Here is a 14,957-nt window from a genome sequence, read left to right as displayed (position 1 = left end):
CAGGTCGGCGGGTCGGGAATCAGGAAGGCTTGCACGCCTCGGCGATCGACAGGCTGTTCTCGTAGAGGTGATGCCGGGTGATCCGGCCGTCCTCGACGGTGAGCCGCAGGGCGAAGGGGCCCTCGTAGGTCTTCCCCGTCGCGCGCACGGTCCCCGAGACGTGCCCGGTCAGGACGGCGTCGGTGCCGTCGACGAGGAACGCGTCGACGGAGGCCCGGCCGTCCTCCGCCACCGTGTGCTCGACCAGTTCCGTGAACTGGGCGGCGCATTCGGCGCCGGTGGTGCGCGGCCGGATCCACGGGACGCCGGGGTTCTCGGCGAGCAGCCAGTCGACCTCGTCCGCGAAGAGTTCGACGAGCCGCGCGACGTCGCCGGCCATGCGGGCGGCGAGGAACTCCTGGACGACGTGCCGGGTGGCCTCGGTGACCGAACTCGCGGTGCTGGCGGCAGATGTGGTGGTCATGGTCGCTCCTCAGGCTGTGATCCCGTTGACGCACACCACCTTGCTGCAGCGAGCGAGCACGGTCGATGACCCCGGAGGTCATGCCCGGACACAGGGTGGGCGGGGGCGAGGGGGTGGGGTGGGGGGGCGGGGGGGGAGGCCCCCGGGACTGAGATTCGCCGGGGGCGGAGGGGGTCCGGAGGGGGCCCGGGGCCCTGTTACTTCCGCGCGTCCGTGGCCTGGCAGGTCACGTCCTCGGCGGGGAGCCGGCCCGTCGTCAGGTAGGTCGTGGCGGCCTTGTCCGCGCAGGAGTCGCCGTCCGGCGCGTAGAGGACGCCGTGTCCCTCGCCGCCCGCGACGGTGAGCATCCGGAAGCCGCGCAGGGCCCGGTGCATGGCCTGGCCGGGCGAAGAGGGGCGTCTGCGAGTCCCACTCGTTCTGCGCGCCTTGGCGAGCCTGCCGTTGCTGCCGTTCGCGGTGCTGCCACCGCTGATGTGGCCGTCCACGCCCGTGGGCGTGCAAGGCGCTCTCGCCCTGCTGGTCTGGTCCGTGCTGATCGGTGTGATCGGGCTGGCCCGTACGACGCGGCGGGTGCTGATCGCGTGCGCGCGGCGGATGCTGGGGGTGCCGCTGCCGGACCCCGTGGACGACCGCCGGCGGGCGGGCTCGCCGGCTGCCGTGGCGGCTGGTTCGCCCGCTCCGGGCGCCGACCGCTGGCGGACCCCGGTCTGGCTGCTTGCGCACGTGGCACTGGGGTGGGCGGGGGCGCAGCTGAGCATCCTGCTGTTCCTCGCGGCCCTTCTCCTGCCCGGTGGCTGGGCGGGCGCCGAGGCCGGGCTGAGTGTGGGTGGCTGGTCGCTGCGGCCGGAGAGCGGCTGGCAGAGCTGGGTGGCGGCGCTCGTCTGCCTGCTGACGGCGGTCGCGCTGTGCCCGGCGGTGACGTACGCCCTGCGCCGGCTGGCGCCCAGGCTGCTCGGCCCGTCGTCGGCCGAGCGGCTCGCGCTGGCGGCGGAGCGGGAGCGGGAGCTGGCGGAACGCAACCGGCTGGCCCACGAGTTGCACGACTCGATCGGTCATACGCTGACGGCCGCCACGATCCAGGCGGCGGTGGCGGGCGAGGTGCCGGGCGCCGACCCGGTGGCGGCGCGGGCCGCGCTGCGCAGCATCGAGGAGTCGACCCGGGCCGCCCTGGAGGATCTGGACTACGTGCTGGGCGTGCTGCGCGGGGAGCAGGGCGGCACGGCGCCGGCCCGGAACCTGGCCGACCTGCCCGAGCTGCTGGACCGGCTGCGGCACGCGGGCACGGTGGTCGAGCCGGAGATTTCGGGCGACTTCACGCGGGTACGGGGGACGCTCTCCCGGGCGGCGTACCGGATCCTGCGGGAAGGGCTGACGAACGCGCTGCGGCACGGCGCGGGCGGTCCGGTCCGGGTCACGGTGGCGGCCGGACCGGACGCGCTGGAGCTCGGTGTGGTCAACCGTCGCGGGACGGGGCCGAAACCGGGTACGGGGGCTTCCTTCCCGACGTCCGGGCACGGCCTGCCGGGGCTCGCCGAGCGCGTACGGCTGCTGAACGGCGCGTTCGAGGCCGGTCCGGACGGGCCGGAGCACTGGCGGCTCGCGGTCCGGCTGCCGGTACGGTCGGCCGCATGACCGGCTCGTACGCGGGCGCGGCGGCCACCCCGGGTCCGGACGCCGCCGAGGCCCCTCCCGTCTCTCCCGCCACCCCCCTCGCCCCCGTATCCCTGCTGATCGCGGACGACGACGCGGTGACCCGCAGCGGGCTGTGCACGCTGCTCGGTCCGCAGCCGGGGATCACCGTGGTCGGGGAGGCCGCCGACGGGGTCAAGGCGGTCGAGCGGGCGCGGCTGCTGCGGCCGGACGTGGTCCTCATGGACGTACGGATGCCACGCCTCGACGGCATCGAGGCCACCCGCCGGCTCCTCGCCGGGCCGGCCGAGCCCACCACCCCGACCGGGCCGGCCGAGCCGCCGAAGGTCGTGGTGATCACCACCTTCGAGAACGACGGTTACGTCACCGCCGCGCTCGGCGCCGGGGCCAGTGGCTTCGTCCTCAAGCGGCTCCCGGTCCCCAAGATCGCGGAAGCGGTGCGGGTGGTCGCGGCGGGCGAGGCGATCCTCTTCCCGGCGGCCCTGCGCCGCATGGTCACCGCCCGCCCGCGGGACTCCGCCGAGGCGCTGCCGCGGGCGGCGCTGACGGGCCGGGAGGAAGAGGTCCTGCGGCTGATGGCCACGGGCCTGTCCAACCCGGAGATCGCGCGGTCGTGCGGGGTGCGCCTGGAGACGGTGAAGACGCACGTCGGGAACGTGCTGACCAAGCTCGGCGCGCAGAACCGGACCCACGCGGTGGTCATCGCGTACGAGACGGGCCTGGTCGTGCCCGGGGTCGTGGGCTGACACGACACCGGGCGCCCGCCCCTGCCCCGCGCCCCTCACCCGATCCGTCCTAGCCCCGTCCCTCGCCCGATCTGTCCTCACCCCGTCCCCGGCCCGGCCGGGGCTCGGATCTCTGCCCCGGAGCCTCGCCCGTCCCCGGGACGGCCCCCGTCTTCGGCCGGGGAGGCCGGCCCCACCTCAGGACCGCCCGCAGGACGGCGCGGTCGTGGGTGCCGGGGGCCGGTGGAGGGGTTTCGCCGAGCCGGGCGGCCCGGTAGCTGTCGAAGAGGTACTGGTGGAGTGCGTTCATGCGCTCACCGTGCGTCTGGCGGCCCCGCCCCCGCCCGCCGTTTGACGGCCCTCGTCAAACGGGACGACAGAACCCGCCCCGGCCCCGGCACCATAGGGGGGTGAGCGTGACCATCGACATCACCGGACTGCCGCACGAGCGGATCACCTTCTGCCCCTCGCCGCTGGCCGAGCTGGGCAACGCCCTGCACGCCCTGTCCGAACCGGCCCACCACCCCCGGCAGCACGCCTGGACGACGGCGACCTCCGCCGCGCTGAAGCCCGAGCTCGCCGACCGGCTGCACGAGGCCGACTTCATGTGGCGGTCCACCCGCTCCGACTTCCTGATCCCCGCCCAGCCCCGCGAGACCCTCGCCGAGGAGCTGGACGACATCGACCGGTTCGACGACGAGAAGTTCGTCGGCTCCGCCCTGGAGATCTCGTGCAGCACCGCCCATTACGGCCGGGGCCTGCCCTCTCCGCTGGTCGACGAGCAGTCGCGGCGCCGGGCGCTCGACCTGGCGGCGGCGCGCGGCCCGCGCCAGGCGGCGTTCGTCGAACGGGTGCTGGCCGACCCGGCCGGGATGCGGGCCTGGATCCGCCGGCTCCTGGAGGACTGCGACGAGGCGTTCTTCGGCGACACGTGGCGCCGGGTCCGTTTCCAGCTCGCCTCCGACGCCCGCCACAAGTCGGAGCTGCTGCGCCGCAAGGGCCTGGCCGAGGCCCTCGCCTCCGCCTCCCCCGCGCTGAGCCTGGAGGAGGACGCCCACGGCAGCCGGATCGTCGTCGACAAGCTGGTGCAGGGCCGTACCTCGGCCCAGGGGACCGCGGTGACGCTGATCCCGACCGTGTTCGGCTGGCCGCATCTCACGGCGGTGTACGGGCCGGGCTGGCAGCCGGTCATCCACTACCCGGCCGCCGCGCACGAGGTCGGCGGCACCGAGCCGGTCGACCTGGTGCGGGCCCGGGTGGAGGCGCTGGCCCACCCCATGCGGATGAACATGTGCCGGAGCCTGGCGCGCGGCTCGTACTCGACGAGCGAGCTGGCCGACGCGTACGCGATCACCGCCCCCGAGGTGTCGCGCCACCTCGCCGTCCTGAAGAAGGCCGGGCTGCTCACCACCCAGCGCCGGGGCCGGTACGTGCTGCACCAGCTGGACTTCCCCGTCGTCGCCCGGCTCGGCAGCGACTTCCTGGAGTCCGTCCTCCGCTGAGTCCGGGCCGGAGGCGACGGTGTCAGGACGTCAGCGGCCGCCGCCTCCGGCCCGGACCAGGCCCGTCTCGTACGCGAGGACCACGACCTGCACGCGGTCGCGCAGGCCCAGCTTGGTCAGGATCCGGCCCACGTGGGTCTTGACGGTCGCCTCGGAGAGGACGAGCCGGGCGGCGATCTCGCCGTTCGACAAGCCCTGCGCCACCAGCAGCATGACCTCGCGCTCGCGTTCGGTGAGCCGGTGCAGCGCGCTGTCGGCGGCGCGGGCGTCCTGGCCGGTGGACGGCAGCATCGCCGAGAAACGGTTCAGCAGCCGGCGGGTGGTGGACGGCGCGACCACCGCGTCACCGCTGTGCACGGAACGGATCGCGGCGAGCAGTTCGCCCGGCGGCACGTCCTTCAGCATGAAGCCGCTCGCCCCCGCCTTGAGCCCGGAGAAGGCGTACTCGTCCAGGTCGAACGTGGTCAGGATGAGCACCTTCGGCGCGTCGGGGTCGGCGCAGATCCGCCGGGTCGTCTCGACCCCGTCGAGCTTGGGCATGCGGACGTCCATCAGCACCACGTCCACGTCCGTGGCCCGCAGCACCTCCAGCGCCTCCACCCCGTCGCCCGCCTCGGCCACGACCTCCATGTCCGGCTGGGCGGCGAGCACCATGCGGAAACCGGTGCGCAGCAGCACCTGGTCGTCGACGAGCATCACGCGGATGGACATAAGGGAGGTTCCTTAGAGGGTCGGGGGGCAGGGGGGTCAAGGGGCAGGGTTCTAGTGGGCGGGCTTCAGGGGGAGCAGGGCGCTGATGCGGAAGCCTCCGCCGGAACGCGGGCCGGCGTCGAGGGTGCCGCCGACCATGCCGACGCGCTCGCGCATGCCGATGAGGCCGTGGCCGCGCCCGTCGGCGCCGCCGTCCTCGTACATCTCCTGCGGCGCGCCGCGCCCGTCGTCCTCGACGAGCAGTCCGAGGCCGTCGTCGAAGTAGACGAGGCGGACGCTGGCGCCGACGTCCGGGCCGCCGTGCTTGCGGGTGTTGGTGAGGGCTTCCTGGACGATGCGGTACGCGGTGAGCTCGACGCCGCTGGGCAGCGGGCGCGGGGTGCCCTCGATCTTGAAGTCGATGGCGAGGCCGGTGCCGCGTACCTGCTCGACCAGGTCCTCGATCTGCTGGACGTCGGGCTGGGGCACGTACTCCCCCGCTTCCTGGTGTTCGCCGGTGCGCAGGATGCCGAGCAGCCGGCGCATCTCGGCGAGGGCCTGGCGGCCGGTGCCGGCGATGGTCTCCAGGGCCTGCTTGGCGGTGTCGGGCGAGCTGTCCATGACGTAGGCGGCGCCGTCGGCCTGGACGACCATCACGGACACGTTGTGGGCGACGACGTCGTGCAGTTCGCGGGCGATCCGGGCGCGTTCGGCGGCGACGGCGACCTTGGCCTGGGCCTCGCGTTCCTTCTCCAGGCGGGCGGCGCGTTCCTCCAGCTGCGCGAAGTAGGCGCGGCGGGTGCGCAGGGAGTCGCCGAGGACCCAGGCCAGCGCGAACGGCACCGTCATGATGACGGCGAAGAAGATCTGCGGGCCGCGGGCGTGCGGCATCTCCGGGGGCCAGGCCAGCTGGGAGATGGTCGAGGCGCTCAGCCCGCCGACGAGCGCGAGCCGGGAGGCCCAGCGGGGGCCCTCGGTCGCGGCGACGGTGTAGATGATCACGAGCATGGCGAAGTCGGAGACGAACGGGCTCACTCCGAAGACGAGCTGGAAGAGCCCGACCGCGACCGTGAGCAGCAGCATCCTCTCGGGCACGCGCCGGCGCAGCGCGACCACGAGGCTCAGCAGCGTGGAGGCGACGGCGTACGCGGCGAGCGAGTCCGTCAGCGGGGGCGCGCCCACCCACGAGAGCCCGAAAAGGACGACGGCCCAGGAGACGTCGACGCCCGTCGGGTGTCCGCGGAGGAATTCGTAGATGCGCTGCACGTGTCAAAGCGTAGGGAAGGCGGACGGGTGCGGGAGTCAACCGTGGGTCCGATCCTTCCGCCCCGGCACCTACTTCCCAAGGTGGAGGCACAGGGGAGACTGGGGTCCGTGAGGGACGAGACGCGCCAGGGACCTGGGCAGGAGACGCGGGTGACGCGGGAGGCACGGGGGCCGCGGGACCGACGGGGCGGGCGGGACTGGCGTGGCTGGCGGGCGGCGATGGAGGAGGCGCTGTACGGGCCGGGCGGGTTCTTCCTGCGCCCCGAGGGGCCGGCCGGTCATTTCCGTACGTCGGTGCACGCGTCGCCGCTGTTCGCGGGCGCGGTGGCCCGGCTGCTCGTCCGGACGGCCGAGGAGCTGGGCAGCGACGAGGTCGCCTTCGTGGACATGGGCGCCGGGCGCGGCGAGCTGCTCACCGAGCTGCTCACCGGGGGGCCGGCCGCGGTGCCGGAGGGACTGCGGGTGCGGGCGTACGGGGTGGAGCGCGCGGCCCGGCCCGCGGGCCTCGATCCGCGGATCACGTGGACGGACCGGGTGCCGGAGGGGGCGCGGGGGCTGCTGTTCGCCAACGAGTGGCTGGACAACGTGCCGGTGGAGGTGGCCGAGGTCGACGCGGCGGGCGCGGCGCGGTACGTGGAGGTCGACGCGGGCGGTACGGAGCGGCTGGGCGCGGTCGTGGGCGGGGCGGACGCGGCGTGGCTGGAACGGTGGTGGCCGCTCGGGGAGCCGGGTGAGCGGGCGGAGATCGGGCGGAGCCGGGACGAGGCGTGGGCGGCGGCGGTCGGGGCGCTGGCGGCGGGGACCGCGGTCGCCGTGGACTATGCCCACCTGCGGGCCGCGCGGCCGCCCTTCGGGACGCTGGCGGCGTTCCGTGAGGGCCGGGAGGTCGCGCCGGTGCCGGACGGCAGCTGTGACCTGACCGCGCATGTGGCGCTGGACGCGTGCGCGGCAGCGGTACGCGCGCGCGTGCCCGATGTCGGTGGCGGGGAGATCGTCACCCAGCGGGAGGCGCTGCGCTCCCTCGGGGTGACCGGCGCGCGCCCCCCGCTCGCGCTGGCCTCCACCGATCCCGCCGGTTACGTGCGCGCTCTCGCGGCGGCCGGCGAGGCGGCGGAGCTGACCGCGCCGGGCGGTCTGGGCGACTTCCTCTGGCTGGTCCAGCGGATCGGCGCCCCCGCGAGATACTGAGCGGCATGACGCAGAGGGCGCAGCGGGAGACGACGGTCGGCATCGGCGGCGCGGCGGAGAGCACCGACATGGTGCTGAACATCGGGCCGCAGCATCCCTCCACGCACGGCGTGCTGCGGCTGCGCCTGGTGCTCGACGGCGAGGTGGTGCGGGAGGCCGAGCCGGTCGTCGGCTATATGCACCGCGGGGCGGAGAAACTGTTCGAGGCCCGGGACTACCGGCAGATCATCATGCTGGCGAACCGGCACGACTGGCTGTCGGCGTTCTCCAACGAGCTCGGGGTCGTCATGGCCGTCGAGCGGATGCTGGGCATGGAGGTGCCGGAGCGGGCCGTGTGGACGCGGACGCTGCTCGCGGAGCTGAACCGGGTGCTGAACCATCTGATGTTCCTCGGCTCGTATCCGCTGGAGCTGGGCGGCATCACGCCGGTCTTCCACGCGTTCCGGGAGCGCGAGGAGCTCCAGGCGGTGATGGAGGAGGTGTCCGGCGGCCGGATGCACTACATGTTCAACCGGGTCGGCGGCCTCAAGGAGGACCTGCCGGCGGGCTGGCTCGGGCGGGCGCGGCAGGCGGTCGCGGACGTGCGCTCCCGGATGGACGTGTACGACCGGCTGGTGCTCGGCAACGAGATCTTCCGGGGCCGTACCCGCGGGGTCGGGGTGCTGCGGCAGGAGACGGTGCACCAGTACGGGGTGTCGGGGCCGATCGCCCGCGCGTCGGGGGTCGACTTCGATCTGCGCCGGGACGAGCCGTATCTGGCGTACGGGGAACTCAAGGGCGTGCTGCGGGTGGTGACCCGCTCGGAGGGCGACTGCCTGGCCCGGTTCGAATGCCTCCTCGACCAGACGCACAACGCGCTGGAGCTGGCGGACGCGTGTCTGGACCGGCTGGCGGAGCTGCCGCCGGGGCCGGTCAACCAGCGGCTGCCGAAGGTCCTGAAGGCGCCGGAGGGCCACACGTACGCCTGGACGGAGAACCCGCTCGGCATCAACGGCTACTACCTGGTGTCCAAGGGCGAGAAGACGCCGTACCGGCTCAAGCTGCGCTCGGCGTCGTTCAACAACATCCAGGCGCTGACCGAGCTGCTGCCGGGGACGCTGGTCGCGGACATGGTGGCGATCCTGGGCTCGCTGTTCTTCGTGGTCGGAGACATCGATAAATAGCGCCACGTAAGGCCGAGTGGCGCCACGTAGCGCCACACGGACATGAAGAAGGCGGGAGCCGGTGGACGGTGGTCCACCGGCTCCCGCCGTACGTGTACGTCGTCGGGGTGCCGTTACGAGTTGACCGCCCCGCGCAGCTCGGTCAGGTCCAGCTGCTCGGTCTCGTCGTGCGCCGTCAGGTCGATGACCTGGCCGATGGCGGGCTGTTCGGCCGTCGGGCGCTCGGTGGCGTCGGCCAGGACCTCGTCGCCGACGACGTCGGCGAGGTCGGTGTCCAGGGCGGCCTCGATCGCGGCGGCCTTCTTCGCGCCGGCCGCCACCTGCGTGCCGAAGTAGTCGAAGCCGCCGCTGGGGCGGGGCACGGGGCGGCGGGCGGCGTACGGGACGATCGAGGCCGCGGCGGGCACCGTGCGCAGGGCGGACGGTGCGGACGGCTGGGTGTGCGGGTCCGCCTCGGGCGTCGCCGGACCGGTCACGGCCTCGGCCTGGACCTCGGCCTCGGGCTCCGCCTGAGCGTCGTCCGCCGTCTCCGCGGTGTCCTCCACGGACTCTGCGGACTCTGCGGATTCGGCGGACTGGACGGGCTGAGCCGACTGGTCGGGCTGGGCGTCCTCGGCGGGCTGGGCCGGCTCGGCCGCGGGCTCCGGCGCGTGGGCGCGCGCGGCACGGGCTTCCAGGGCGAGCAGCGCCTCGGCGGCCCGGCGGTACGCCTCCGGGGTGGGCGCGGACCCGGCCGTGGAGGTGGCCGGCGGCAGCGCGGCCGGGGTCTTGGCGGCGGCGGTGCCGCTCTCCAGGGCGAGCACCCGGCGGCCTTCGAGGGCGCTGGCGCGCTCGGTCTCCGCGGTGGCGTAACGGCGCAGCAGGTCGGCGTGTTCGCTGCGCAGACCGGCCAGTTCGACCCGCTTGGAGCGCAGCTTGGCGTCGAGGCGGGCGCGCAGCTCGCGCGATTCCTCCAGGTCGGACTCGAGTTCGGCGATCCGCTCCTCGGTCTTCCACTGGTCGGCGGCGCGGGCCCGGGTCAGTTCGGCGACCTGGCGGCCGGCGCTGTGGTCGCGGCTGCGCATGAGGACCGTGCCGGTGACGGCGGCGGCCGCCGCGGCGGCCACGAGCAGCCTCAGTATCACGGCATCACCGAACATCCAGGCGCCCGCGGCACAGACGACAGCGGCCCCGGCGACCGCGACGGGCGGCAGGAGCTTGTGCAGGGGTGGGGAATGGCGATGACGTCCACGTGGCATGGCCTGAAATTTACCGTGCGTAGGCGGCGTATGGGGGACGACCCCGGCAAACTCTTGGCGCGTTCTCGTCGTGGCCGGTCCGGCCCGCCGCCATAACCGGACCGGACCTGCCGATTCCCCTTGTCCGGCGACTACTTCTTGAGCAGCCCCTTCGCCTCCAGATAGGCCTTGGCGACGTCCTCGGGCTTCGCGCGCTCGGCGTCCACCTTGCGGTTGAGTTCGGCGAGATCCGCCGTTGTCAGGACGGCGGTCACCTTGTCGAGTGCGGCGGCTATCTCCGGCGAACCGGCGTCCTTGGCATGGACCACCGGCAGGACGTTGTCCGCGTTCTGGAGCTTCTTGTCGTCGTCGAGGAACACGAGTCCGAAGGAGTCGACGGTGGCGTCCGTGGTCGTCGTCAGAACCATCTGGTCGACGCCGTCCTTGACGGCCTGTTTGGCCTGCGGAGTGCCGACTCCCCGCGGGTCGACGCCGGTCACGTCGATGCCGTAGGTCTTCTTCAGACCCGGTGCGCAGAAGGGCCGTATCGCGCATTCGTCACCGGCCGCGATCTTCACCTTCAGCTTGGCCGCGCCGAGATCGGAAAGCGTCTTCAGCTTGTTCTTCCGGGCGAATTCGGCGCTCACGGCGAAGGCGTTCTGGTCGACGGCCTCGCCGACCGCGAGCACCTTCAGTCCGCGCGGCTCCGCGAGCTTCTTCAGCGCCGCGGTGGTGGCGGCCGGATCACCGGAGGCGACCGGCTTCTCCTCGGGCGCCTTCGGCCCGTTCGTCTTCGCGTTGAGGAATTCGGCGAGCGTCGCGGCATATTCCGGAACGACATCGATCTCGCCCTTCTCCAAGGACGGTTCGTACAGTTCGCGATTCTTCACCGTGGTGACGCTCGCGTCGTATCCGGCGGCGCCCAGCGCCTGGGCGTACAGCTCGGCGAGCACCTTCGACTCGGTGAAGGCCGCCGCGCCGACGACGAGCGTGCCCTTGCCGCCGTCCTTGCCGCCCGCGCCACCGCTCCCCGCGCCGGCGTCCTTCGACTTCTCCAGGCTGTCGCCGCCGCACGCGGCCAGCGAGACCGTCAGCGCGGCCACACCCAGTACCGCACCCATGAGGCGCGAGGTCCTGCCCACCAGATCACCCATTCCCGTTGTCCTGTTGAGGAGCGTCCCTGTCCCCGGTCCGCCTGCCGGCCCGGCTTCCGGCGCGGCTCCCGGCCCGGCCCCCGGCGCGGCCGAACAGCCGGCCGCCGAGCCGGTCGGCGGCCACCAGCGCCCCTTCGACCAGGAGCGCGAGCGCGGCCACGAGCACGGCTCCGGCGACGACTTGCGGGGTGTCGTACGTGTTGAACCCGGCCGTGATGATCCGGCCGAGGCCGCCCAGACCGACCATCGCCGCGAGGGTCGCGGTGGCCACGACCTGCACCGCCGCCGAGCGCAGACCGGTCATCAGCATCGGGCGGGCGAGCGGCAGTTCCACGGCGCGGAAGAGCTGCCCGCCGGACATGCCCATGCCCCGGGCGGCCTCGACGACCGCGCGGTCCACCTCCCGAACGCCCACGTACGCATGCGTGAGCAGCGGGGGTATCGCGAACAGCACGAGCGCGATGACCGTCGGCAGATAGCCGGCGTTGCGCAGCGGCGAGACCATGAACAGGGCGAGGACCGCGAAGACGGGAACGGCCCGGCCGGCGTTGGAGATGTTGACGGCGAGCGTGCCGCCGCGCCCGAGGTGCCCGAGCCACAGGCCCAGCGGCAGGGCGACGGCCGAGGCCAACAGCAGCGCGGCGCCGCTGACGTAGAGATGCTCGGCGAGCCGGTGTCCGACCCCGTCCTCGCCGGTCCAGTGCGCGCCGGTGGCCAGCCAGGTCCACGCGTCCGTGAGCACACCCATGTCAGCCGCCTTCCCCGGGCCGGACGGCGGCCGTCCGCCGGCGAGCCGGCCGGGGCGGCCGATTCCAGGGGGTGAGCAGCCGCTGGAGGCCGAGCAGCAGCAGGTCGGCGGCGACGGCGAGCAGCACGCACAGGACGGCGGCGGTCAGGACCTGGGCCTTGAAGAACGTGGGCAGCGCGTCCTCGATCAGATTGCCGAGGCCGCCGCGGCCGACGAGCGAGCCGACCGTGGTGAGCGCGATCGTGGAGACCGTCGCCATCCGTATACCGGCCATCAGGGCGGGCAGCGCGAGCGGCAGTTCGACCTCCCACAGCAGGCGGCCCGGCCCGTATCCCATGCCGCGCGCCGCCTCGCGGGTCTCGGCGGGCACGGCGGCGAGGCCGGCCAGGACGCCGCGGACCAGGATCGTCAGCGCGTACAGCACGAGGCCGGTGACGACGAGCGCCGACGACAGGCCGAAGAGCGGCAGGAGCAGCGAGAACATCGCGAGCGACGGGATCGTGTAGAGGAGCGTGGTGAGCGCGAGGACCGGGCCGGCGAGGCGCGGCCGGGCCCGTACGAGCAGGGCGAGCGGGAACGCGACGACGATGCCGAGCAGCACCGACACGGCGGTGATGCCGATGTGCTGGAGGGTGGCGTCTGTCAACTCCTGGGCGCGGGTGCGCAGATACTCCCCGCAGATCCAGTCGTTCGTCACCAGGCAGTTCGCCTCGGCCATGCGCCGTTTCACCCCCGTCACCGCGCGCTCGCGGTCAACCGTCGCATCGATCACCGCTTCTGGCGACCCTATTCCTCACCACTGACAAGCCCCCTACGCCCTGTGGATACTTTCTTCACACCGCGCGGAGCCGGGGTCAGAATGGGGTCCCATGATCCGGTTCGAGCACGTGACCAAGCGGTACCCCGACGGCCCGAACGCGAGGGACGGAGCCGGCGGCGCGGGGGGAACGACGGCCGTCGACGACCTCTCCTTCGACGTCGCCGAGGGGGAGCTGGTCACGCTCGTGGGCCCGTCCGGCTGCGGCAAGACGACCACGATGAAGATGGTGAACCGGCTGGTCGAGCCCGACGCGGGCCGTGTCCTGCTCGGCGGCGAGGACGTCGCCGGCGTCGACCCGGTCCGGCTGCGCCGCACCATCGGCTACGTCATCCAGCAGGTCGGCCTCTTCCCGCACCGCACCGTCCTCGACAACACCGCCACCGTCCCCGCCCTGCTCGGCTGGAAGAAGGCGCGGGCCCGCGAGCGGGCCGCCGAGCTGCTGGACCTGGTCGGCCTCGATCCCGGCCTCTACGGTCACCGCTACCCCGAGCAGCTCTCGGGCGGGCAGCGGCAGCGGGTCGGAGTGGCCCGCGCGCTCGCCGCCGATCCGCCGGTGCTCCTCATGGACGAGCCGTTCGGCGCCGTCGACCCGGTGGTGCGCGAGCGGCTCCAGACCGAGTTCCTGAACCTCCAGGCCACCGTCCGCAAAACGGTGCTGCTCGTCACGCACGACCTGGCGGAGGCGGTCCGGCTCGGCGACCGGATCGCGGTCTACGGGCAGGGCCGCATCGAGCAGTTCGACACCCCGGCCACCGTGCTGGGCGCCCCGGCGAACCCGTACGTCGCCGATTTCGTCGGCGCGGACCGCGCGCTGCGGCGGCTCGCCGTCACCCCGCTGACCGAGGCCGACCTCGACCCGGTGGCCGGTCCGGCTGCCCCCGGGCCCGTACCCGCGCCCGTACCCCTCCCCGTACAGAAGACTCCCCTCGGGGAGCCCCCCGTCCCCGGCGCGCCGCGCGTCCCCCTCGGGGCCTCCCTCCAGGACGCCCTCGCCGCCCTCCTCCAGGACGACGCGGGCGTGATCGCCGTGCACGCCCCCGGCGACCCCGCCCGGGTCCTCGGCACCCTCACCACCGCCGGCGTGCACCGGGCGCTGCGCCGCCGCACCACCGACGGTGTCAGTCCGCGCTGAGCTGCCGGCTCATCCACACCAGGCCCGGCGGGATCTCCCGGTTCCAGGTGTTGAAGTTGTGGCCGCCGCTGGGCAGCACGATCGAGGCCACCTGGGCCGGCGGCCGCACCTTCCGGATGAAGGCCATCGTCGGCTTCAGGTTGTCCTCGCCGTGCCGCGACGTCGTCACCAGGAACGACACCTTCCGCGGCGGCACGTGGTCCAGGCTCCACAGCAGGTCCGCCCGCTTGCGCGCGGCCTCGTCGCCGTGGAACAGGTCACCGGTCGTCACGTCGTCCGCGGCCTTGTAGTACGCGGAGAAGCCGGCGGCGGCCGCGAACCGGTCCGGGTGGTGCAGCGCGATCTTCAGGGCGCAGTAGCCGCCGGTCGAGTTCCCCATGAAGCCCCAGTTCCGGGCCTGGGTCCCGACCCGGTACGTCGCCGAGATCGCCGTCGGCAGGTCCTCGGCGAAGAAGGTCTCGGTCTGCGGCCCGTTCGGCACGTCCACGCACTCGGTGTCACGGGGCGGTGCCACGGTCGGGCGCAGCATCACCAGGATCATGGGCCGCATCCGGCCGCTCTTGACCTGCTCGTAGGCGGTCTTCGGGTAGTGCAGCCCCTTCAGCAGGTTCTCCGCCGTCCCCGGATATCCGGTGAGCACGACGGCCGCCGGGAACGTCGCCTTGGCGTAGCGGTGCTGGAAGTACTCGGGGGGCAGGTACACGTACGCCGGTGAGGTGATGCCGGTCTCCTGCCCGGCTATCACGACCTTCTGTATCTGCCCGCCGACGGCGGGGCTGCCGCCGCCGGGGACGTCCAGGGCCTGGCGTCCGACGACCTTCACCTCTCTGGATCCGGCCGCATGGGTGACGACCTCGCCCATGCCCTGCTCCTGGCCGAACAGGTCCGCCCAGGATCCGTAGAAGAGGAAGGAATTGTTGGCCGCCAGACCGACCGACGCGAACAGGGCCAGTTGGGTGGCGAGCAGCAGCGCGATCCGGCCGAAGACCGTGCGCCAGCCGGCGCGCGCGAGGCGCGGCCAGAGCCACACGGTGGCGATGAACAGCACGACTGCCGCGGTGACCGCTAGGGCGAGAACGTAGTTACTGGTGAGACCCATGTGACGCCTGAGCTTTCTACCCTGGTCTTCCCCGGAAATTTCCCTGACGGCGGAGTGAACCCGCCCCACCGCTGTTCCGTCCTAGAGGGCGCAAACCTCCGGTACGGCCCGAAAAGCACCTTGTGGCCACCGCTGGATCA

General features: G+C 73.3%; 14 protein-coding genes and 1 pseudogene. 6 read left to right on the top strand and 9 right to left on the bottom strand.

Annotation, left to right across the window (positions count from 1 at the left end; all coding sequences use genetic code 11):
• Positions 1-19: 19 nt before the first annotated feature.
• Together ABZ693_RS20820 and ABZ693_RS20815 are read right to left on the bottom strand one after the other, a co-directional pair.
• Complete coding sequence (locus tag ABZ693_RS20820; protein ID WP_359879221.1) at positions 20-463, bottom strand: nuclear transport factor 2 family protein; 444 nt, start codon at positions 461-463, stop codon at positions 20-22.
• 197 nt (positions 464-660) lie between these two features.
• Positions 661-883, bottom strand: a pseudogene (locus tag ABZ693_RS20815) (alpha/beta hydrolase); the annotation flags it as partial.
• 75 nt (positions 884-958) lie between these two features.
• Between ABZ693_RS20815 and ABZ693_RS20810 the strand changes: the two are divergent.
• From ABZ693_RS20810 to ABZ693_RS20800, 3 genes are all read left to right on the top strand, one after another.
• Positions 959-2,095, top strand: a complete 1,137-nt coding sequence (locus ABZ693_RS20810; RefSeq protein WP_359879219.1) for a sensor histidine kinase — start codon at positions 959-961, stop codon at positions 2,093-2,095.
• Positions 2,092-2,859 carry a response regulator transcription factor gene (locus ABZ693_RS20805; protein WP_359879216.1) on the top strand — a complete coding sequence of 256 codons (768 nt, stop codon included), beginning with the start codon at positions 2,092-2,094 and terminating at the stop codon, positions 2,857-2,859. The genes ABZ693_RS20810 and ABZ693_RS20805 overlap by 4 nt, the downstream gene beginning before the upstream one ends.
• Before the next feature lie 389 nt (positions 2,860-3,248).
• Complete coding sequence (locus ABZ693_RS20800; RefSeq protein ID WP_359879213.1) at positions 3,249-4,340, top strand: DUF5937 family protein; 1,092 nt, start codon at positions 3,249-3,251, stop codon at positions 4,338-4,340.
• A 30-nt stretch (positions 4,341-4,370) separates the two neighbouring features.
• Here ABZ693_RS20800 and ABZ693_RS20795 read toward each other — a convergent pair whose 3' ends face one another.
• Together ABZ693_RS20795 and ABZ693_RS20790 are read right to left on the bottom strand one after the other, a co-directional pair.
• On the bottom strand, positions 4,371-5,051 hold the full coding sequence (locus ABZ693_RS20795) for a response regulator (protein ID WP_359879210.1): 681 nt from the start codon (positions 5,049-5,051) through the stop codon (positions 4,371-4,373).
• Positions 5,052-5,102: 51 nt separating this feature from the next.
• Positions 5,103-6,296 (bottom strand): sensor histidine kinase, encoded by a 1,194-nt coding sequence (locus ABZ693_RS20790; protein WP_359879207.1) that lies wholly within the window; start codon positions 6,294-6,296, stop codon positions 5,103-5,105.
• A gap of 150 nt (positions 6,297-6,446) precedes the next feature.
• Here ABZ693_RS20790 and ABZ693_RS20785 point away from each other — a divergent pair, with 150 nt between their 5' ends.
• The gene (locus ABZ693_RS20785; protein WP_435842486.1) at positions 6,447-7,484 is read left to right on the top strand and encodes an SAM-dependent methyltransferase; all 1,038 of its coding nucleotides are present in this window, start codon (positions 6,447-6,449) and stop codon (positions 7,482-7,484) included.
• 5 nt (positions 7,485-7,489) lie between these two features.
• Positions 7,490-8,647: an NADH-quinone oxidoreductase subunit D gene (locus ABZ693_RS20780; RefSeq protein ID WP_359879205.1), complete on the top strand. Its 1,158-nt coding sequence runs from the start codon at positions 7,490-7,492 to the stop codon at positions 8,645-8,647.
• A gap of 113 nt (positions 8,648-8,760) precedes the next feature.
• Here the strand turns inward: ABZ693_RS20780 and ABZ693_RS20775 are convergent, their stop codons facing one another.
• From ABZ693_RS20775 to ABZ693_RS20760, 4 genes are all read right to left on the bottom strand, one after another.
• Complete coding sequence (locus ABZ693_RS20775; RefSeq protein WP_359879203.1) at positions 8,761-9,885, bottom strand: hypothetical protein; 1,125 nt, start codon at positions 9,883-9,885, stop codon at positions 8,761-8,763.
• Positions 9,886-10,016: 131 nt separating this feature from the next.
• Positions 10,017-11,018: an ABC transporter substrate-binding protein gene (locus tag ABZ693_RS20770; protein WP_359879200.1), complete on the bottom strand. Its 1,002-nt coding sequence runs from the start codon at positions 11,016-11,018 to the stop codon at positions 10,017-10,019.
• Complete coding sequence (locus ABZ693_RS20765; protein ID WP_359879197.1) at positions 11,011-11,766, bottom strand: ABC transporter permease; 756 nt, start codon at positions 11,764-11,766, stop codon at positions 11,011-11,013. The genes ABZ693_RS20770 and ABZ693_RS20765 overlap by 8 nt, the downstream gene beginning before the upstream one ends.
• 1 nt (position 11,767) lies before the next feature.
• Entirely contained in the window at positions 11,768-12,484 is a 717-nt protein-coding gene (locus ABZ693_RS20760) for an ABC transporter permease (protein WP_359879194.1), read from the bottom strand.
• Between the two features lie 151 nt (positions 12,485-12,635).
• On the opposite strand from ABZ693_RS20760, the gene ABZ693_RS20755 reads away from it, so the two are divergent.
• The gene (locus ABZ693_RS20755; RefSeq protein ID WP_359879191.1) at positions 12,636-13,718 is read left to right on the top strand and encodes an ABC transporter ATP-binding protein; all 1,083 of its coding nucleotides are present in this window, start codon (positions 12,636-12,638) and stop codon (positions 13,716-13,718) included.
• Here ABZ693_RS20755 and ABZ693_RS20750 read toward each other — a convergent pair.
• A complete protein-coding gene (locus ABZ693_RS20750; protein WP_359879188.1) occupies positions 13,705-14,817 on the bottom strand; it encodes an alpha/beta hydrolase in 1,113 nt (370 codons plus the stop codon). The genes ABZ693_RS20755 and ABZ693_RS20750 overlap by 14 nt on opposite strands.
• Between the last annotated feature and the right edge of the window lie 140 nt (positions 14,818-14,957).

This window comes from Streptomyces laurentii, assembly GCF_040635425.1.
Classification (GTDB): Bacteria; Actinomycetota; Actinomycetes; order Streptomycetales; family Streptomycetaceae; genus Streptomyces; species Streptomyces laurentii.
The sequence above is the reverse complement of the archived record's forward strand: the minus strand, read 5'-3'. Positions and strand labels throughout refer to the sequence as shown.